Origin of the sequence: Dactylosporangium sp. NPDC006015 (assembly GCF_040614215.1) — a bacterium.
GTDB classification, from domain to species: Bacteria; Actinomycetota; Actinomycetes; order Mycobacteriales; family Micromonosporaceae; genus Dactylosporangium; species Dactylosporangium maewongense.
In genome coordinates, this window is record NZ_JBEXUD010000062.1 from 23,606 (window position 1) to 41,908 (window position 18,303).

Annotated in this window: 15 protein-coding genes; 7 read left to right on the plus strand and 8 right to left on the minus strand. The window is 72.5% G+C overall.

Going from position 1 to position 18,303, the window contains the following annotated elements; translation table 11 throughout:
• The 7 genes from ABZ321_RS52415 (at position 1) to ABZ321_RS52445 (ending at position 8,927) form a co-directional block, all read left to right on the plus strand.
• Complete coding sequence (locus ABZ321_RS52415) at positions 1 to 1,179, plus strand: Xaa-Pro peptidase family protein (RefSeq protein ID WP_354903909.1); 1,179 nt, start codon at positions 1 to 3, stop codon at positions 1,177 to 1,179.
• Positions 1,176 to 2,027 (plus strand): alpha/beta hydrolase, encoded by an 852-nt coding sequence (locus tag ABZ321_RS52420; RefSeq protein WP_344508875.1) that lies wholly within the window; start codon positions 1,176 to 1,178, stop codon positions 2,025 to 2,027. Before ABZ321_RS52415 ends, ABZ321_RS52420 begins: the two co-directional genes overlap by 4 nt.
• The gene (locus ABZ321_RS52425) at positions 2,027 to 3,013 is read left to right on the plus strand and encodes an ABC transporter ATP-binding protein (RefSeq protein WP_344508876.1); all 987 of its coding nucleotides are present in this window, start codon (positions 2,027 to 2,029) and stop codon (positions 3,011 to 3,013) included. The genes ABZ321_RS52420 and ABZ321_RS52425 overlap by 1 nt, the downstream gene beginning before the upstream one ends.
• Positions 2,997 to 3,989: a dipeptide ABC transporter ATP-binding protein gene (locus tag ABZ321_RS52430; RefSeq protein ID WP_354903910.1), complete on the plus strand. Its 993-nt coding sequence runs from the start codon at positions 2,997 to 2,999 to the stop codon at positions 3,987 to 3,989. Before ABZ321_RS52425 ends, ABZ321_RS52430 begins: the two co-directional genes overlap by 17 nt.
• A gap of 12 nt (positions 3,990 to 4,001) precedes the next feature.
• Positions 4,002 to 5,204, plus strand: a complete 1,203-nt coding sequence (locus ABZ321_RS52435) for a membrane dipeptidase (RefSeq protein ID WP_354903911.1) — start codon at positions 4,002 to 4,004, stop codon at positions 5,202 to 5,204.
• Between the two features lie 44 nt (positions 5,205 to 5,248).
• The gene (locus tag ABZ321_RS52440; RefSeq protein WP_344508882.1) at positions 5,249 to 5,977 is read left to right on the plus strand and encodes a GntR family transcriptional regulator; all 729 of its coding nucleotides are present in this window, start codon (positions 5,249 to 5,251) and stop codon (positions 5,975 to 5,977) included.
• Positions 5,978 to 6,377: 400 nt separating this feature from the next.
• Positions 6,378 to 8,927 carry a tetratricopeptide repeat protein gene (locus tag ABZ321_RS52445; protein WP_354903913.1) on the plus strand — a complete coding sequence of 850 codons (2,550 nt, stop codon included), beginning with the start codon at positions 6,378 to 6,380 and terminating at the stop codon, positions 8,925 to 8,927.
• A 143-nt stretch (positions 8,928 to 9,070) separates the two neighbouring features.
• Here the strand turns inward: ABZ321_RS52445 and ABZ321_RS52450 are convergent, their stop codons facing one another.
• The 8 genes from ABZ321_RS52450 to ABZ321_RS52485 all read right to left on the minus strand — a co-directional run bounded on the left by ABZ321_RS52450 (position 9,071) and on the right by ABZ321_RS52485 (position 18,302).
• Positions 9,071 to 10,855, minus strand: a complete 1,785-nt coding sequence (locus ABZ321_RS52450) for a protein kinase (protein WP_354903914.1) — start codon at positions 10,853 to 10,855, stop codon at positions 9,071 to 9,073.
• A 71-nt stretch (positions 10,856 to 10,926) separates the two neighbouring features.
• The gene (locus ABZ321_RS52455) at positions 10,927 to 12,927 is read right to left on the minus strand and encodes a cation:proton antiporter (protein ID WP_354903916.1); all 2,001 of its coding nucleotides are present in this window, start codon (positions 12,925 to 12,927) and stop codon (positions 10,927 to 10,929) included.
• Positions 12,924 to 13,745, minus strand: coding sequence for a protein kinase (locus ABZ321_RS52460; protein ID WP_354903917.1), 822 nt, complete (start codon positions 13,743 to 13,745; stop codon positions 12,924 to 12,926). The genes ABZ321_RS52455 and ABZ321_RS52460 overlap by 4 nt, the downstream gene beginning before the upstream one ends.
• A gap of 14 nt (positions 13,746 to 13,759) precedes the next feature.
• Positions 13,760 to 14,776: an FHA domain-containing protein gene (locus ABZ321_RS52465; RefSeq protein ID WP_354903918.1), complete on the minus strand. Its 1,017-nt coding sequence runs from the start codon at positions 14,774 to 14,776 to the stop codon at positions 13,760 to 13,762.
• A gap of 8 nt (positions 14,777 to 14,784) precedes the next feature.
• Positions 14,785 to 15,222, minus strand: a complete 438-nt coding sequence (locus ABZ321_RS52470; RefSeq protein WP_354903920.1) for a hypothetical protein — start codon at positions 15,220 to 15,222, stop codon at positions 14,785 to 14,787.
• 18 nt (positions 15,223 to 15,240) lie between these two features.
• Entirely contained in the window at positions 15,241 to 16,758 is a 1,518-nt protein-coding gene (locus ABZ321_RS52475) for a hypothetical protein (protein ID WP_354903921.1), read from the minus strand.
• A gap of 215 nt (positions 16,759 to 16,973) precedes the next feature.
• Positions 16,974 to 17,465 carry a hypothetical protein gene (locus tag ABZ321_RS52480; RefSeq protein ID WP_354903923.1) on the minus strand — a complete coding sequence of 164 codons (492 nt, stop codon included), beginning with the start codon at positions 17,463 to 17,465 and terminating at the stop codon, positions 16,974 to 16,976.
• A gap of 15 nt (positions 17,466 to 17,480) precedes the next feature.
• Positions 17,481 to 18,302 carry a hypothetical protein gene (locus tag ABZ321_RS52485; RefSeq protein WP_354903924.1) on the minus strand — a complete coding sequence of 274 codons (822 nt, stop codon included), beginning with the start codon at positions 18,300 to 18,302 and terminating at the stop codon, positions 17,481 to 17,483.
• Position 18,303 lies beyond the last annotated feature (1 nt).

The window sequence follows — 18,303 nt, forward strand, 5'->3', positions numbered from 1 at the left end:
GTGCGCCTGCCCGACAGTTTCTACTCGTCCGTCCGCGCCGAGCTGACCGAGGCGCTCGGCGAACGCGGCCTCGACGGCTTCCTCGCCACCTCCCCCGCCGACGTGGCGTACCTCTGCGGGTTCTTCTACATCGCCACCGAGCGGCCGGTGTACCTGTGGATGCCGCGCTCCGGCGACCCGCTGCTGGTGATCCCCCGTCTGGACGACGAGTACGCCGCCCAGCAGCGGGTCACGGTCGAGACGGTCAGCTACTTCGAGTACCCCGGCGTGGTCACCGCCGAGCAGACGCTCGCCGCGGCGCTGGCCGGCCGCGGGGCGCGCCGGATCGGGGTGGGCGCCGGCGTGTCGGTCGGGGCGTTCCGCGCGCTGTCGACGGCCCTCGGCGAGACCACCACCTTGGAGACCACCGACGCGGTGGCCAGGCTGCGGCTGCGCAAGCGGCCCGAGGAGATCCCGTTTCACGAGGCGGCGGCGCAAATCTGCGACGAAATGCTGGCCGCGGGCCGGGAGCTGATCGCCGACGCGCTGCGCCGGGGCGACGAACTGCCCCGCGAGGACGAGATCGCCCGGCACGTCATCGGCTACGGCACGGACCGGATGTACGCCGACTACGACATGGTCGTCTACACCACCAAGCTCGCCGGTGGGCTGGTCTACGCCGGGCCGAACTCGGCGCTGCCGCACGGCCTGCCGACGCGGCGGCGGGTCCGGCCCGGCGACACCCTGATCCTCTCGCTCGGCGCGGCGGTGGCGAGCCGGTTCGTGGAGAGCGAGCGGACGTTCGTGATCGGCGAGCCGACCCCGGAGCAGCAGCGCTACTACGAGGCCGACCGGGAGGCGCAGGAGGTCGGCACCCAGGCGATGGTGGCCGGGCGGACCTGCGCCGAGGTCAACAAGATCTGCCTGGACGTGCTGCGGGGCCACGGTCTCGGCGACTACATCCGGCACCGGCAGGGCCACGGCATCGGGTTGCAGAACCACGAGCCGCCGTGGGTCGAGGACGGCGACACCACCGTCCTGGCCCCCGGGATGCTGCTGTCCAGCGAACCCGGCGTGTACGTGCCGGGGCACGCCGGCTACCGCATCTCCGACACGGTGCTGGTCGAGGCGGCCGGACCGCGCCGGCTCACCAGCCACCCCCGCGACCTGGCGTCCACCGTCATCGAGGAGGTCCGATGAGTTTCCATGAGCGGCTGACCGTCAACGGCGCCGAGCTGGTGGTCGAGGCGTTCGGCCCGCAGGACGGGCCGGCGATGATCGTGCACCACGGCGCGCCGGGCCTGGGCTCCCGGTCCGAGCCGAAGCGGTCGTTCGGCCCGTTCGCCGACACGTTCCGGGTCATCGTCTTCGACGCCCGCGGCTCCGGCGAGTCCAGCGACCACGAGCCGTTCACCCACGCGCAGTGGGTCGCCGACGTGGACGCGATCCGCGCGTACTTCGGCCACGAGCGGATCGTCATGGCCGGCGGATCGTACGGCGGGTTCATCGCGCTGGAGTACGCCGTCGCCCACCCCGACCGGGTCTCGGCGCTCGTACTGCGGGACACCGCGGCCGACACCGCGCACGACCACCTCGCCGTCGAGCGGGCGAAGTCCACCGACCGGACCGTCATTCCACAGTGGGCGATCGACCGCATCGGCACCGGCCGGTTCGAGAGCAACGAGCAGCTGCGCGAGTACTGGAAGGCGATCCTGCCGCTCTACGACCACCAGCACGACCCGGCGAAGGACGCCGCCAAGCTGGCCGCGACCCGGTTCCACTACCGGACGCACAACGCGGCGTTCGGGCAGAACATGCCGCGGTACGACCTGAAGCCGAAGCTCCCGTCGGTCACCTGCCCGACCCTGGTCACCGTGGGCCGGCACGACTGGCGCACGCCGGTGGCCGCGTCGGAGACGATCGCGGAGCTGATCCCCGACGCCCGGCTGGTCGTGTTCGAGCAGTCCGGCCACTCCCCCCAGCTCGAGGAGCCGGAGCTGTTCCAGCGGACCGTCCGGGACTTCCTGGCCGAGGCCGGAGTCGTGTGATGGCGCTGCTGGAGGTCGAGGACCTGCGGGTCAGCTTCCCTGCGCCGGGCAGCGCGCCGGTACGGGCGGTCAACGGCGTGTCCCTCGCCCTGGAGCCCGGGCGGACGCTGGCCATCCTCGGCGAGTCCGGCTCGGGCAAGAGCGTCACCGCGCAAGCGGTCATGGGCATTCTCGACGCGCCCCCGGCGCAGGTCAGCGGATCGGTGCGGCTGCGCGGCCGGGAGCTGCTGACGCTGCCGGCGAAGCAGCGCGACAAGGTCAGCGGCGAGGAGATCGGCATGGTCTTCCAGGACGCCATGGCCGCGCTGAACCCGGTCTACACGGTCGGTGAGCAGCTCAGCGAGCTGCTGCGGGTCCGGCGTGGACTGTCGCGGTCGGACGCCCGGCGGCGCGCGGTCGAGCTGGTCGACCGGGTGCGCATCCCGGCCGCCAGGGACCGGGTGCGCGACTACCCGCACCAGTTCTCCGGCGGGATGCGGCAGCGCATCATGATCGCGCTGGCCATCGCGCTCGAACCGGCGGTGCTGATCGCCGATGAGCCGACGACCGCGCTCGACGTCACGGTGCAGGCCCAGGTGATGGGGCTGATCGCCGAGATCCAGCGGGACAGCGGGATGGCCCTGCTGCTCATCACGCACGACCTGGGCGTGGTCGCCGAGGTCGCCGACGACGTGGCGGTGATGTACGCCGGCCGGCTCGTCGAGCGGGCCACCGTGGAGCAGGTCTTCGGCGGCCCGGCCCACCCGTACACCGAAGGGCTGCTCGCCTCGATGCCCCGGGTCGACCGGCGCGACGAGGAGCTGTACGCGATCCCCGGTGCCCCGCCGAACCCGGCGCGGCTGCCGGCCGGTTGCCCGTTCCACCCGCGCTGCCCGCGTGCCGACGACACCTGCCGTTCCACGCTGCCGCCGCTGTCGCCGTTGCCGCACGGCCGGGCCAGCGCCTGCCACCACCGGGAGGAGCTGCTGCATGTCAGCCACCGATGACCCGGTGCTCCGGGTCGACAACCTGGTCCGGCACTTCCCGGTGAAGGGCCGGCTGCCCTTCACGTCCGGCGGGGTGGTCAGGGCCGTCGACGGGGTGTCCTTCGACCTCCGGCGCGGCGAGACCCTCGGGGTCGTCGGCGAGTCCGGCTGCGGCAAGAGCACGCTCGCCCGGATGCTGGTCGGGCTGGAACGCCCGACGTCCGGCGAGGTGCGCTTCGGCGACGCCGTCGTGCACACCGCGCGGGGCCGCCGGCTGCGGGAGCTGCGCCGGCGGATCCAGATCGTGCTCCAGGACCCGTACACCTCGCTGAACCCGCGGCGCACCGTGCGCGACATCCTGCTCCAGCCGTTCGAGATCCACCCGGACGTGGTGGACCGCCGGCGTCGGCTGGACCGGGTCAAGGAGTTGCTCGAGCTGGTCGGTCTCGACCCGTCGCTGCACCTGGACCGCTATCCGCACCAGTTCTCCGGCGGTCAGCGGCAGCGGATCGGCATCGCCCGGGCGCTCGCCCTGCGGCCTGACGTCATCATCTGCGACGAGCCGGTCTCCGCGCTCGACGTTTCGGTCCAGGCCCAGGTGGTCAACCTGCTGGAGCGGCTGCAGCGCGAGCTCGGCGTGGCGTACGTCTTCATCGCCCACGACCTGTCGGTGGTCCGGCACATCTCGGACCGGGTGGCGGTGATGTACCTCGGCAAGCTGGTCGAGACCGGACCCGAGGCGCCGTTGTACGACGCGCCGCAGCACCCCTACACCAAGGCGCTGTTGTCGGCGGTCCCCGTGCCGGAGCCCGTGGGCCGGGCCGAACGGCAGCGGATCCTGCTCGCCGGCGACCCGCCGAGCCCCGTCGACCCGCCGTCCGGCTGCCGGTTCCGGACCCGCTGCTGGCAGGCCTCGGAAACCTGCGCCCACGTCGAGCCGCTGCTGACCGGCGACGGGCGATCGGTCGCCTGCCACTATCCGCTGTCCGCCGCATAAGGAGAATGTGCTGTGCTGCAAGAACCCGCGACCCGGTACCAGGGCCACAAGTCCTACTCGTACCTTGAGCCGCACCTCGACTACCGGGAATTCGACCTGGCTTCGGAGGTCGGCCGGGTGCCCGAACACGACCTCGGGCTCTCCGACGCGCAGCGGCAGCGGGTGACCCGGCTCCTCGCCGAGCACGTCGCGATCTCGCTGCACGAGCACCCCGTGGTCCTCCCGTCCGACGTGCGGCAGCTGCGCGCCTACAACCGCACCGCGCGCCAGCGGACCGGGTACGAGGGGCTCGCGCGCTCCGGCCTGACCGCGGTCTTCGACAACTTCATGGCCGGCGCTTCCTGCGTGACCAGCGAGAACGGCTGGAAGTGGAACGACCTGATCTACGCGCTCGGGATGCGGATGAGCGACCTGTACAAGCAGGACCACGTACGGCTGGCCACGTCGGTCGACGACATCCGGGCCGCCAAGCGCGACGGCCGGCTCGCCCTGGTCGCCGGGCTGGAGTGCTGCACCCCGATCGAGAACGAGCTGGACCGCATCGACATCCTGTACGGCTTCGGCGTCCGGCAGCTCGGTGTCGCGTACAGCCAGGCGAACATGCTCGGCGGTGGGCTCTCCGAGCCGCGCGACGGCGGGCTGACCCACTTCGGCCGGCGCGCCGTCGACCGGATGAACAAGCTCGGCATCGCCATCGACATCTCGCACAGCGGCGACCAGACCTGCCTGGACGTGATCGAGGCCAGCCGGGTGCCGGTGTTCATCACCCACGCCGGCGCACGGTCGGTGTGGGACACCGCGCGGATGAAGCCGGACGAGGTGATCCGCGCGTGCGCCGAGCGGGGCGGCGTCATCGGCATCGAGGCGGCGCCGCACACCACGCTGTCGGAGCAGCACCTGGAGCACTCGATCGAGTCGGTGATGGACCACTTCACGTACTGCGTCGACCTGGTCGGCATCGACCATGTCACGTTCGGCCCGGACACGATGTTCGGTGACCACGTCGGGGTGCACAACACGTACGCGGGCAACTACGCCCACGACAGCGGGAAGAAGCCGTCGCACCCCCGGGTGGAGTACGTCGCCGGCCTGGAGAACCCGGGCGAGGCGTTCGGCAACATCGTCGGCTGGCTGGTCAAACACGACTATTCGGACGACGAGATCGCCAAGGTCATCGGGGGCAACACCCTGCGCGTGCTCGAACAGGTCTGGTAGCGGCTGGCGCTATTACACTCTGGACGGCGGAGAGGTGGGACTGAATGGCTCGGCGCGAAACCGCGCTCCAGGCCGCGCAGATGCAGCTGCGCGAGCTGATCGGCAGCGAGTTCCTGAGCGGTGACAGGCTACCCAACGAACGGGAGCTCGCGGACCGGTTGACGGTCAGCCGCGCCACCGTGCGCGAGGTGCTCGGCCAGCTCGCCGCCGAGGGCCTCCTGACCCGCACCTGGGGTGTCGGCACGTTCGTCCGGGAGCCGGCCGAGCGGGTCCCGGTCTCGATCAGCGACGTCACCGCGCTGCGCGACCGCATCACCGCCTCGGGCCACAGCCCGGCCCTCCAGGACGCGTCGGTGAGCCGCACCGCCTGCCCGGACGACTGCGCCAAGGTCCTCGGCCTGGCGCCCGGTGACCCGGTGTGGCGCGTCGACCGCCTCTTCGCCGTCGACGGGGTGGCTGCGGCCTGGATCCGCGACCACCTCCCGCTCGCCGTCGGCGGCCGGGACCTCGACCCGTCGGGCCTGCTCAGCATCGACCACGACATGTTCGAGTTCCTGGCCGGCGCCACCGGCATGCCGGTCCGCCGCGCCGAGATCGACTTCGCCGCGGTCCTGGCCGACGAGGAGGCCGTCGACCGCCTCGGAGTGCCGCTCGGGCACCCGCTGGTGAGCGCCACCCAGATCGGCTACACGGCCGAAGAGCTGGCCCTCTTCCACGGCCACATCACGGTGCGCACCGACATCCTGACGCTGCGGATCACCCGCGCCGGCTGACCGCCGGCGGTTCTGGGCGGCTGGGCGTCGTTCGGCCCGCGTGAATCGCAGTGGCGTGCACCTGGACGACCTCGCCCCCGCCGCACAGAACCGCCCGGCGACGGTGGTGGCGTGACCGGATGCGCCGGTCGAACCGGCGTCGCCTCCCCCAGGGTGATGGGCCGCCCCCGTTTGCCGGCCCATCACCCTGGCGCGCGTCTTCCTTGGCGAAGTGCCGATACCTGGCACCGGCACCTTCGCCGGACGTCCCTTACGATCGCCGGACGCGGTGGTGACCGCCAGGTCAATGGGCGGCAGTTGACCGGCAACTTCGCCCGTTGGCATCATGGGCACGCACCGGTCGGGGCCGATGCGCCGGTCCTGGCCCAGCCGGTGCCGGGGCCTGTACGGAAAGGATCGGATGTTCAGCGCGCAGGTACGGGCCCACCGCCGGCGGCTGGGTATGACGCAGGAAGACCTGGCAGCCACAACGGGTGTGAGCGTGCGCACCATCCGTAACCTCGAAGCCGGCCAGACCGGTCGCGCCCGGCCTGCAACGGTGCGACTGCTGGCCGACGCCTTCGAGCTGGCCGGCGACGAACGGGACCGGTTCTGCCGGTCCGCGCTCGACGGCACCGACCAGCTGCCCGCAGACAAGGCTCCGACGAGCGCCGCCGGCACTCCCCCGGCGCATGGACGACCCGTTCCGGCGCAACTGCCCGCCGACGTGGCCGGCTTCGTCGGCCGTACCGGCCAGCTGCGACAGCTCACCGAGCTGCTCGACGACCATGACCGGCCGGCCGCGGTGGTGATCTCCGCGATCGCCGGCACGGCAGGCGTGGGCAAGACCGCCCTCGCGGTGCACTGGGCACACCAGACCCTCGACCGGTTCCCCGACGGGCAGCTGTACGTCAACCTGCGCGGCTATGACCCCGACCAGCCCGCCACCCCCGCAGAGGTGCTGGCCCAGTTCCTCACCGCCCTCGGGGTGCCCGGCACCGACATCCCCGCCGACCTCGACGAACGCGCCGCCCGCTACCGCACCGAGCTCACCGGCCGACGCATGCTCATCGCGCTCGACAACGCCGCCACCGTCGACCAGGTCCGGCCCCTGCTACCCGGAACCGGTTCCTGCATGGTCCTGGTGACCAGCCGCGACAGCCTCGCCGGACTCGTCGCCGTCAACGGCGCCCACCGCCTCGACCTCGACCTGCTCCCCTCGGCCGACGCGATCACGCTGCTGCGCCGGCTCATCGGCCACCGCGTCGACGCCGACCCCGACGCCGCCGCCACCCTCGCCACCCAATGCGCCCATCTCCCGTTGGCGCTACGGATCGCCGCCGAACTCGCCGTCGCCCGCCCCACCACCCCCCTGGCCGAACTGGTCATGGAACTGGCCGACCAGCAGCACCGCCTGGACCTGCTCGACGCCGACGGCGACTCCCGCGCCGCCGTCACGGCAGTGTTCTCCTGGTCGATGCGCCACCTACCGGCCGACGCCGCCCGCACCTTCCGGCTGCTGGGGCTGCACCCCGGCCCCGACATCGATGCCTACGCCACCGCTGCGCTCACCGACACCAGCCTGTCGCAGGCCCGTCTCGCCCTCGACCGGCTCGCCCGGGCCCACCTCGTGCACCCCACCGGCCCGGCCAGGTACGGCATGCACGACCTGCTCCGCGCCTACGCCACCACCCTCACCACCGCGCACGACGCCGCCGCCGACCGCCGCTCGGCGTCGACCCGACTGTTCGACTACTACCTGGTCACCGCCGCGGCCGCCACGCAACAGTTGCGCCTCGTCGATGCCCACAGCCGGCCCGGCACCGCCGCGCCGGCCACCACCCCGACCCCGGACCTGGCCGGCCCCGGCACCGCCCGGCGGTGGCTGGACACCGAACGGCCCTGCCTGGTGGCCGCTGCCGTGCACACTGCCACCCACGGCTGGCCCGCCCACGCCGTGCAGTTGTCGATGACCCTGTACCGCTACCTCGAGAGCGGTCACTACATCGACGCGCTCACCATCCACACACACGCCCGCGACGCCGCCCGGCAGACCGGTGATCTGGCCGGGCAGGCCCACACACAGCTCGGCCTCGGCGGCATAAACATCCGCCTCGGCCGGCTGGAGCTGGCCACGGAGCATCTCGTCCAGGCGTCAGTGCTGTTCCAGCAGGCCGGCGACCTGGTCGGCCAGGCCCGCGTGCTGACGAACCTCGGCGTCGTCGAGGACCATCGAGGCTTCTACCAGGCCGCCGCCGACCGCCAGGAGCAGGCGCTGGTCCTGTACCGGCAGGCCGGCTACCCGCGCGGGGAAGCCATAGCGTTGCACAACCTCGGTGTTGCAGAGGACCACCTGGGCCGCCATCGGGCCGCTGCCGACCACCTCGAGCAGGCACTGGCCCTGCACCGACAGACCTCTGACACCATCGGCGAAGCCATGGCGCTGCACAACCTCGGCCTCGCCGAGATGGGGTTGGGCCGCTACCAGGAAGCCGCCGACCGCCAGGAGCAGGCGCTGGTCCTGTACCGGCAGGCCGGCTACCCGCGCGGGGAAGCCTGGGCGCTGTTCGGCCTCGGCAGTGTCCAGACCCACCTCGGCCGGCCTGACCAGGCCATCGCGCTCCACAGGCGGGCCCTCACCCTCTTCCGGGAGTCAGGTGAGCGCGGCGGCGAAATCCGAGCGCTCAACGGCCTGGGCGAAGCCGCCCTCGCCGCCGGCCGCCCTGCCGAGGCGCTGACCCACCACACCACCGCCCTGAGCACCAGCGTCATCCCCGATCAGCAGGCCCGCGCCCACACCGGTGCCGGCCGCGCCCACCACATGCTCGGCGACCTCGTCCGCGCCCGGCACCACTATGAACACGCTCTGGCCCTGCACACCCGCCTCGGCTCCCCGGATGCCGACGACGTAGGTGCCCGCCTCATCGCCCTCGACGCGTCACCTGACACCGGCCACGACCAACACGATTGACGGACCCTCTTCCGCTCAGGTTGATCGCCGGCGGCTCGAGGGCGTAGTCACCGGCCAACGGAACCTCGGCACTCGGTCCGTCCCATGAGGATCACAACCTGGCATGCACACCGGCCGGGACCCGAAGGCCACGTCGTGCAGGGTCAGCCGGCCGGCTTGCGGATCTCGATGTTGGAGAACAGCACGGAGTACGGCGGCGGGGTTTCGGGCTTTGACTCCTGGAAGATGCCGAGGACGACGCGGCCCTGCTTGAACATGTTGTCGGTCAGGCTGCCGACGGGCCGGCCGTCCCGGGTGAAGGTGAGGTTCGTCCCGGCGGCGGCGATGCCGACCGTGGTCGCCCAGCCGTAGGCGATCGGGGTGGTGAGCGGAAACCGGCCGAGCTCCTTGATCGCGGCCGCGCCCGTGGCGCCGTGGGCCACCAGCGAGTACGCGTCGGCGCAGATGCGCAGCGCGTAGCCGGAGCCGTCGAAGCGGAACCAGACCGCGGCGCAGCTGCCCTCGTCGCGGAGCTTCACGTCGACGGTGGCGGTGAAGTCGGCGATGACGTCCTGGGGGCCGAGGCAGCGGTAGGAGCCGCCGGTGCTCCGGGTGACGATGAGCGCGCCCGCGAAGGTGCAGGAGGCGTTGTTGGGCTTGTCGTCCTTGGGGTGCCACAGTTTCTCGACGCTGAGCGGGTCGGCGATGACCACCGGGCCGAGGGGGTCGGCGGTGGGAGACGCGGTCTGGGCCACCGTGCTCGGTGCCGGCGACCGGCCGGCGGAACTGCTGGGCAGGTCGATCGCCCCGGACGCGATGCCGACGATGGTGAGCGACGTGACCAGCGCGGCGACCGCGACCACGACGAGCGCGGCCCGGCCCCACCGGCGGCCCCGGTTCGGCGGCGCCGACGTCAAAAGCGCCGATGTCGCAGGTGCCGATGTCGTAGGCGCCGATGTCGTAGGCGCCGATGTCGTAGGCGCCGATGTTGCCGGTACCGGCGACGCCGAAATCGCAACGTCGGCCTTCTGCGAACCGGGCGGCGGCGCGATCCGCGTGGTTTCGTTCGCGCCGAGGACGACGGCGGCGGTCCGGCCGGTTGCCTGGGCCTCCTCGGCGGCGACGAGCAGGTCCGGCTGGCGGGCCAGCGCCGCTGCCAGGTCGGGTGAGCGTGCCGGTCCCGGGCCGAGCAGCTGCTCCAGCAGCTCGCGGGCCGTCGGCCGATCGGCCGGGTCCTTGGCCAGGGCCTGCTCGACCAGCCCGCGCAGCATCCCGGACAGCCCGGTGAGGTCGGGCGGCGAGGTGAGGATGCGCGCGGCGACCACCGGTGCGGCGTCCGAGCCGAACGGGGTCCGGCCCGTGCCCGCGTACGCGATGACGGCGCCCCACGAGAAGATGTCCGCCGCCGGGGTGACGGGCGCGCTGCCGGCCCCCGCCGACCCGAACCGCTCCGGCGCCATGTAGGAGATGGTGCCGACGATCTGGTCGGTGCGGGTGTGCCCGCTGGTGCCCTGGACCGAGTGCGCGATACCGAAGTCGATGACCTTCGGGCTGCCGGCGGCGAGCAGCACGTTGTTGGGCTTGAGGTCGCGGTGGATGACGCCCGCGCCGTGGATCGCGGTGAGCGCGGTCGCGACCCCGATCGCGAGTCCGTGCAGGTTCGACTGGGACAGCGGGCCCTTGTCCCGTACGACGGTGGCGAGGCTCGGCCCGTCGACGTACTCGACGACGAAGTACGGCATCTCGTGGTCGGGGTCGGCGTCGAGGACCTCGGCGGTGCAGAACGGCGGCACCTGCCGGGCGCGGTCGACCTCGCTGCGGAACCTGCGGCGGAACTCCTCGTCGTCGGCGAGGTCGGTGCGGACCACCTTGATCGCGACCAGGAGGCCGTCGGGTGCCTGGGCGAGGTACACGGTGCCCATGCCGCCCTCGCCGAGGCGGCCGATCACCGCGTACCTGCCCAGTTGCCGGGGATCGCCCGGACGGAGCGGCGATCCCGGTGGTGGTGCCTGGTTGCCCGTCATCGCTGTGGTGCTCCCGCGGGTGTCGGCGTTGTGGTCGACGTGATTCTGCGCTTTGCGGAGGGCTCCCGGCGACCCTGTACCCGCAGATGCGCCGTCCCCGTATCACCGGCGGTGATGACCAGCGCCGATGCCGGGTCCGGCATCGGCGCGGTGCGGGCGCCGAGCTCCTCGATGACGGCCGCGATGCGGCGGGACGGCTTGCCGCCGGTGTCCGCGATCAGCTCGACGCCGTGCGCGGCGGCGAGTTCGGCACCGACGCGCAGAGCCGCCTCGCCGTCGGAAACGCCGGAACCACCGGAACCGCCACCGGCCCGCACGAGCACCGCGCTCCACGGCTGCGGCGGCTCCGTCACCACGGTGACCAGGGTCGGTCCGGCGGCGTCAAGCAGCGCCTGGTAACCGTCCTGGCCGGCATCGACGACCAGGACGTCGGGCTCGGCGGTACCGACCTGGGTGAGGATCTCCGCGGCCGGGTCGGCACTGAACCGGGCGAGCACGGGCGCCGCCGGTCCCCGCTGCCGCACCGGTGCAGCCAGATCGGCGAGCTCGGCCATGGACGACGTCATCGCGAGCAGATCACCGGACAGGCCGGTGCCGACCTCGACCCGGGCCTGCGCGTATGGCAGGACCCGGCTCAGGACGACCTCGGCCGGGTCACGGCGGGCGGCGATGTCGGTGGCGAGCGAGACCAGCGGTGCCGCCGCCGCGCCCGCGGGCACGAGCGCGAGCACGCGGTAGGCGCCGGCGCCGCCGAGCGCGGCCCGCTGCAGCTCCGCGGCGTCGCGTTCCACGGCCGTCTTCGGGTAGATGACCGCGAGCAGCGGACCGGCCATCGCGGTCGTGACCAGAGCCATCACGACCATCAGCGAGAACAGCGACTCGTCGAGAATGCCCAGCTGCAGCCCGACCGTGAGGATGACGATCTCGGTGAGGCCGCGGGTGTTCATCAACGTGGCCAGCGCCCCGGCCCGGCGGGGCGCGATCCGGTTCAGCCGGGCGCCGAGGTACGCGCCGGCGAACTTCCCGGTGATCGCCACGGCCAGGATCAGCGCGAGGTCGGTCAGGCCGGTCGCGCCCACAGTGGACAGATCGACGCGCAGCCCGGCGATGACGAAGAAGACCGGCAGCAGGAGCAGGACGCTGACCTGTTCGAGCCGTTCGAGGGTCTCGTGCCGCAGCTGCTCGCCACCGGCGCGGGGCATGACCGCACCGAACACGAACGCGCCGAAGATGGCGTGCACGCCGATCGCCTCGGTGGCCCAGCACGACAGCAGCAGGCCGGCGAGCATGATGCCGAGGATGTCCGGGGTGAGCCGGCCGGCCCGGTCGCGGGCGGTCAGCAGCCGGCGCAGCAACGGCCGGACGACGAGGAACATCACCAGCGCATACGGCACGGCGAGCAGGATCTGCCACGGCACGTCACCGCCGCCGGCGCCGAACGCGACGACGCCGGCCAGCAGTGTCCAGGCAATGATGTCGTCGACCGCGCCGCTGGCGAGGGCGAGCCCGCCGACCTCGGTGCGCAGCATGTCCCGGTCGGTGAGGATGCGGGCCAGCACCGGGAACGCGGTCACCGACATCGCCGCGCCGATGAACAGGGCGAAGGGCGCCACGTCCGTGACGCCGTGGTGGCCGGCCAGCCATAGCGCCAGCAGGATGCCCATGCCGAGCGGCAGCACGACCGAGCCGATGGACACCGACACGGCGGCCCGCCGGCGGCCGCGGACCGCGGCGAGGTCGACCTCATAGCCGACGATGAACATGAACAGCACCAGGCCGACGTTGGCGAGCCCGGCCAGGGCGCCGCGGATGTCCATCGGGAACAGCAGGTCGCTGACGGTGGTGCCGAACAGGGACGGCCCGATCAGCACCCCGGCGAGGATCTCGCCGATGACGGCCGGTTGCCCGAGCTTGCGGGCGATCGCCCCCAGGAGACGGGCCAGCAGAATGATGGCGGCGAGCCCGAGCAGCAGCTGCCCGACGGCGTGCGCGGTCATGCCAGCCCGTCGATCCGGGTGGCGACCGTGGCCGCGGACGGGCGCTCCCCCGCCGGGGCGAGGCAGTCGCGGACGAGGGCGGCGACGGGCCCGGGGAGCCGGTCGCTGAGCTGCGGCGGCACCGACAGGACCCGCCGCAGCGCGAGCAGGCCGTCGCCGGCGGGCAGGTCGCCGTGCACACCGGTGCCGGCCACGACCCGGTGCAGCATGACGCCGAGCGACCACACGTCGGTGGCCGGCACGCTGCGACCGCCCATGAGGACGGCCGGGTCGATGTACTCGACCGAGTCGAGCGGCCCCATCCCGGTGATGGTGACGCCCTCGGCGAAGACCTGCGCCAGCCCGAGGTCGGACAGCTTGCCGCCCTGCGGGTGCAGCAGCACGTTGCCGGGTTTCAGGTCGCGGTGCACGATGCCGGCCGCGTGCAGGGCGGCGGCCGCCCGGGCGGCGTCGGCGACGGCCCGCAGCGCCTCGGCGGTCGTCACCGGCTGCGCGGGCGCGGCCAGCGAACCGGCCGGGAAGTACTCCATCGAATAGTAGAAGTTGCCGTCCTGCTGGCCGGCGTCGAACGGCGCGACCAGGTGTGGGGACTGCACGGTGCTGAACGCGGTCAGCTCCCGTACCGCGCGCCGGAACGCGGTGTCGGTGGACTCGGCCGACAGCACCTTGACGGCGACATACTCGACGTCGACCGGCAGCCGCTGCGGGCGCCGGGCAAGGAAGAACTGCCCGTTGTTGCCGGAGCCCAGCGGCCGGACGAACTCGTAGTCGGCTATGCCGTGCATCTGCGCGGCGCTCCCCTCTAGGTTCCAGGTCATGGGATTCACGGGCTTCACGGATTGCGGTGCGACTCGTACCGCAGCCAGCGGCGTCCGAAGAGGACCTTCGAGCCGGGCCGCAGCACCGTCGAGTCGCCGGGTGGCACGCGGTGCGCCTCCGCCTCGCCGGGTGCCTGCAGGTAGGTGCCGTTGGCGGAGCCGAGGTCGACGACCCGCACCTCCCACCCGGCGAGCTTGACCCGCAGGTGCCGGCGGGAGATTCCGCCGTGCGAGTCGGCGATGCGCAGCGGGCGCGCCCGCCCGGCGAGCACGTCGGGGTCCTGCGCGGGTTCGCGGCCGACGACGTAGTCGGTGTCGACCCGCAGCGTCATCCCGTTGTCCAGCAGCAGCACGCCCAGCGGCGGCCGCGGCCCGAGCCGGGTCACGTGCGTCACCTGCAGCATCCCGATCCCGCACCGCTGGCAGAACCGCAGCCCGGGATCGTTGAAGTGGCCGTTCTTGCAGTCCACGCCCTCGATCAGGGCGACGGTGTCGACCACCGGCACGTCGTCTGGCGGCGGCACGGGTTGCCCGGGCAGCAGCAGTACCGACTGGAACGGCGCACCCTTGTCCTCAGCTCGGGCCGGCGGCGGAGCCGGTTGCGGCCGCGCGAACCGGGCCGTGAGACCCGCACCGGTGACCACTCCGGCGCCGAGGCGGGCGTACGGATGCGCGGCACCCGCACCGGGTAGCGCCAGGCGCAGCCGCGAGACCGGACCGGCGACCTGCCGCTGCTGCGACACGGGACCGGACAGCCGGACCTCCTCGTGCGGGCCGGCCAGCTCGGCCACGCCGTGCCCGCAGACGAACACCGCGACACCGCCGTCGCCGGTCACCCCGCCCACGGCGCAGCTGAGCTCGCCGGCCGGCAGCAGCTCCGCGGTGTGCCGGGCCAGGTCGGCGCCGTCGCCGCCGTCGGCCGCCACCCGGTCGAGCAGTGCCAGCAGTTCCTCGCAGCCGGCCGGCTCGCACACGACGAACAGGTCACCGGCCCTGGCCACCAGACCGTTGCCCGGCAACGGTTGCACCATCGGCGCGCTCACGTGAGCCGCCCACCGCGGAAGCGCCAGCGCAGGAACGGCACCCGCATCGGCCCGTTCGCGGCCAGCCACACGGCGACCCAGACCACGGTGAAATGCACGACGAACGCCGCGAGCGGAGGCACCGCCGCGATCCCGGGGACCAGCTCCGCGTCCAGCAGCAGCCAGAGCACGATCGCCTCCGGTACACCCGACAACAGGCCGAACAACGACGGCCAGTCCTTCTCCCAGCGGAACTGCATGATCAGGTGATAGAGCAGTTCCCAGCCGATGCCGAGGACGGCGACGGCGGCGAGCACGACGAACGTCGCGCGGTAGCGGTCCGCGAGTGCGCCGTCGCCCGGCAGCACCGGGGTGAGCAGGGCGGTCACCGCCGAACCCACGATCGCGAGCAGGAAGATCCGGGTCTGGATACGACCCAGCAGAATCGGCACCATCAGTTGTCTCCGTCCCCTTCAGACCGGTCGTCCGAGCGCCCAGCGCACCCATTGCGCCGTGGAACGGACCGGGCCGATCCGCCGGCACCAGCCGCGGCGGGCCAGGTCGTCGGCGATCTCCTGGGCGGCGACCTGCAGGCCCAGGAACGTGTCCACGCCGGGGAAGTAGCCGCCGAGCGTGGTCGCGCCGGACGCGTACAGCGCGCCGTCGCCGCTCGCGGTGCCCTTCACCTCGAAGTGCCGCTCGACCTCGAGGCGGCCGAGCGGGTTACGGCCGGCGCCGCCGTGCTCCAGCAGGTCGGCGAGGACCCGGTGCTCGGCGATGTCGGCCTCCAGGCCGGTGCAGTCGATGATGTAGTCGGCGCGGATCTCCCGGCTGCCGGCGTCGCCGTCGACCAGACTGACGAGCGTGCCGTCGGTGTCCGGCCACACCTTCTGGACCGTGCCCTGCGACGCGCGGTACCAGCCCTCGACCCGGCCCTTGCGCATCTGCTGCTGCCAGCGGCGGCGTTTCGGCGTGTTCGTGCCGCCCATCTCGCGGTACAGCGCGGCGCGTTCGTCCCCGTCGAGACGCCGCATCCGCGCCTTCAGCTGCCCGCCCCACACCGACTTCGGATAGTTGAATCCCTGGTACGCGAAGCCGTCGCCGCCCTTGCGGCGCGCCCACAGGTGCGGGCCGTGTGCGCCGGTCACGAACGTGCGGAACAGGTGCACGACCGTGGTCTGCAGCCCGTGCCGCTCCCGGTCGTCCATCAGCCGCTGCAGCACCCGCGACGCGACGATCCCGCCGCCGCGCACGAGGACCGTGCCCGGCCGGGTCTTGAGGAATTCGTACACGTGCTCGTGCGGCTCGTACGCATTGACGACGCGCTCGAAGTCGTTGTGCTGCTCCCGGTACGCCTGCAGGTCCGGCAGGAACCGCAGCCCCGGATACCCGACGGCGAGATGCACGAACCGGGACCGGTAGGCGACCCGCTTCGTGGGTCCGCTGCCCGCCGGCGGGGTGAGGATCGTGAAGTAGCCGCCCTGGTCGCGCCGCCGGACCAGCCGGACGACTCCGGTGACGCGCATCTGCTCGTACCCGATCCGCGCCGACTCCCGCCGCATTCCGGCAAACACGTCCCCGGCCCGCGGGGTCCAGTAGTCCGCGAACAGCGGCTCACCGAGGACGTGCACCAGCGGCCGCAGCGTGCGGTCCCGCCAGGCCTCGCTCAGCGCGTACGACGGGAAACCCCAGATGTTGTCGGGCCGCGACGACGAGTCGGACCGGATCCGCTCCCGCTCCGGGATCTGTGACACCCGGGTCAGGTACTGGTAGGTCTGCCAGGGATGGTCGATGTTGGACAGGACGCGGATATCCGACACCGGCACCCCCGCGACCCGCAGGTAGTCGACGGTCACGAACGACCCGATGCCCCCACCGACGGAAACGAACGGCACGTCGACAACCGGTATGCCCGCGGCCTCCACCATGGCATCCGACCATGTGGCGGCACCCAGCAGCGCAGACGTCAGCTCGCCAGCTTGCATTCGCATCCCCCGATCCGTGTGCACATACGGATAGCACACGGACACAAACGCTGCGGCCCCTCTTCCCGGTTGGAGCCTTCCGCCCGCGATGCCCGGCGCACCGCTGCCCGCGCCGCGGCGGTGCGCATCGATGATCTTAGGGCGGCGGGTCGTGGCAGCTGTCCCGTCCGGCGACCGCTACGTGGTTGTGGAGGACAACATCGACGATCTGCGCTGGGCGCTCAGATGGCGACGGCGTTCGAGACCTTCCACGCCCCGTCGACGGGCACCATGGTGAGCACCACGCGGTTCTGGTCGACCTTCTCACCCGTGATGTTCGTGTTGCGACGGTACTGGTTGAGGTAGAGCAACAACTCGACGCGTTCCGGGCCGGCGCTGACGACGCCGGAGGCGGACACGGCCGCGCGGACGATTGCCTGTTCCGACACCGCGTTGGGTTTGAGTGCGGCGGTCGTCCGGCCGTACTCGTCGGCGAATTGGCCGGTCACAAACGTCCGCGCGTTCGCGACGCTGGTGTCGAAGCTGCGGTAGTCGTACGAGAAGATCGCCTGCGCGGCGGCGGTTGCGGCGGTGAGCGACTGGCGGGCCGCCACGTCCCGCTGGTGCGCCTGCTGGTGCTCGTACCAGCCCGCGCCGGCGAAACCCAGACCCAGCGCGATGGCAAGGGCGAGCGCGACGACGCCCTTGCGGTACCCCTTCGGAAACCTCGGCATGACGGACCTCCTGCTTCAGCCGACGAACTGCAGCCGGGACACGAGCCAGCGGCCCGATCCGCGGTCGTGGGCGACGTCGAGCTGGATGCGGAAGTGCGAGGCGCGCCCTTCCGGCGACTTGGCGTTGCGGACGGTCGCGTCGACGGCGACCAGCACGACGGCCGCGCTGCGGTCGCCGGAGACCAGTGCTGCGCGCAGCACCGTCCCGCGCGACTCGACGTTGTTCTCCACGATCGCGGCCCGCACCTGCGTCTGACCGCGGGTGAACTCGTCGCGGAAGTCGCCGGTGGCGCCGGCGACGATCCGCTGCAGGTCGCGGTCGACGCTGGCGGCGCTGACCGAGACGAAGTTGACGGTCGTCTGTTTCGCCGCGGCGAGTGCCTGCTGGTGGGCGCGGTCGAGCATCCGGTCGCCGTACCAGCGGCTGCCGAAGACGCCCGCCCCGGTGAGGGCCACGCACATGACGACCACCAAGACGACGGTGCTGAGCGCGGGCCGGGAGAACCGGAGCCGGCTGCGCGGGGCCGGCTCGCGACGCTGCACCGTGCGGCGGTGCGGTCGCGGCCTGACCCGCTTACCCGGTTCCGGTGCGCGCTTCTGCTCCGTCGTGGACTCGGTCGTGGCCTCGGTCGTGGACTCGGTCGCGTCCGGTGGGGCCGGGGCGTCGTCGGGCAGGACGGGCTCCTCGCCGAGCTGTCGCAGGACCGCGGTGATCGGGTCACGCTGCCGCCGCGTGCGGCGGGTGGCCGTGCGGCGCCGGACACTGCGCGGCGGGAGCTCGGTCCCGGCCGCGCCGCCCTGCACGAGCTTCAGCGTTCGGTGCTCAGGTGCGGACACA

Excerpts from the sequence above, each read along its gene's own strand:
- ABZ321_RS52420 (WP_344508875.1), top strand. The coding sequence starts at position 1,176 with ATGAGTTTCCATGAGCGGCTGACCGTCAACGGCGCCGAGCTGGTGGTC.
- ABZ321_RS52475 (WP_354903921.1), bottom strand. The coding sequence starts at position 16,758 with ATGCGAATGCAAGCTGGCGAGCTGACGTCTGCGCTGCTGGGTGCCGCC.
- ABZ321_RS52460 (WP_354903917.1), bottom strand. The coding sequence starts at position 13,745 with ATGACCTGGAACCTAGAGGGGAGCGCCGCGCAGATGCACGGCATAGCC.
- ABZ321_RS52480 (WP_354903923.1), bottom strand. The coding sequence starts at position 17,465 with ATGCCGAGGTTTCCGAAGGGGTACCGCAAGGGCGTCGTCGCGCTCGCC.
- ABZ321_RS52465 (WP_354903918.1), bottom strand. The coding sequence starts at position 14,776 with ATGGTGCAACCGTTGCCGGGCAACGGTCTGGTGGCCAGGGCCGGTGAC.
- ABZ321_RS52425 (WP_344508876.1), top strand. The coding sequence starts at position 2,027 with ATGGCGCTGCTGGAGGTCGAGGACCTGCGGGTCAGCTTCCCTGCGCCG.
- ABZ321_RS52455 (WP_354903916.1), bottom strand. The coding sequence starts at position 12,927 with ATGACCGCGCACGCCGTCGGGCAGCTGCTGCTCGGGCTCGCCGCCATC.
- ABZ321_RS52430 (WP_354903910.1), top strand. The coding sequence starts at position 2,997 with ATGTCAGCCACCGATGACCCGGTGCTCCGGGTCGACAACCTGGTCCGG.
- ABZ321_RS52440 (WP_344508882.1), top strand. The coding sequence starts at position 5,249 with ATGGCTCGGCGCGAAACCGCGCTCCAGGCCGCGCAGATGCAGCTGCGC.
- ABZ321_RS52470 (WP_354903920.1), bottom strand. The coding sequence starts at position 15,222 with ATGGTGCCGATTCTGCTGGGTCGTATCCAGACCCGGATCTTCCTGCTC.
- ABZ321_RS52445 (WP_354903913.1), top strand. The coding sequence starts at position 6,378 with ATGTTCAGCGCGCAGGTACGGGCCCACCGCCGGCGGCTGGGTATGACG.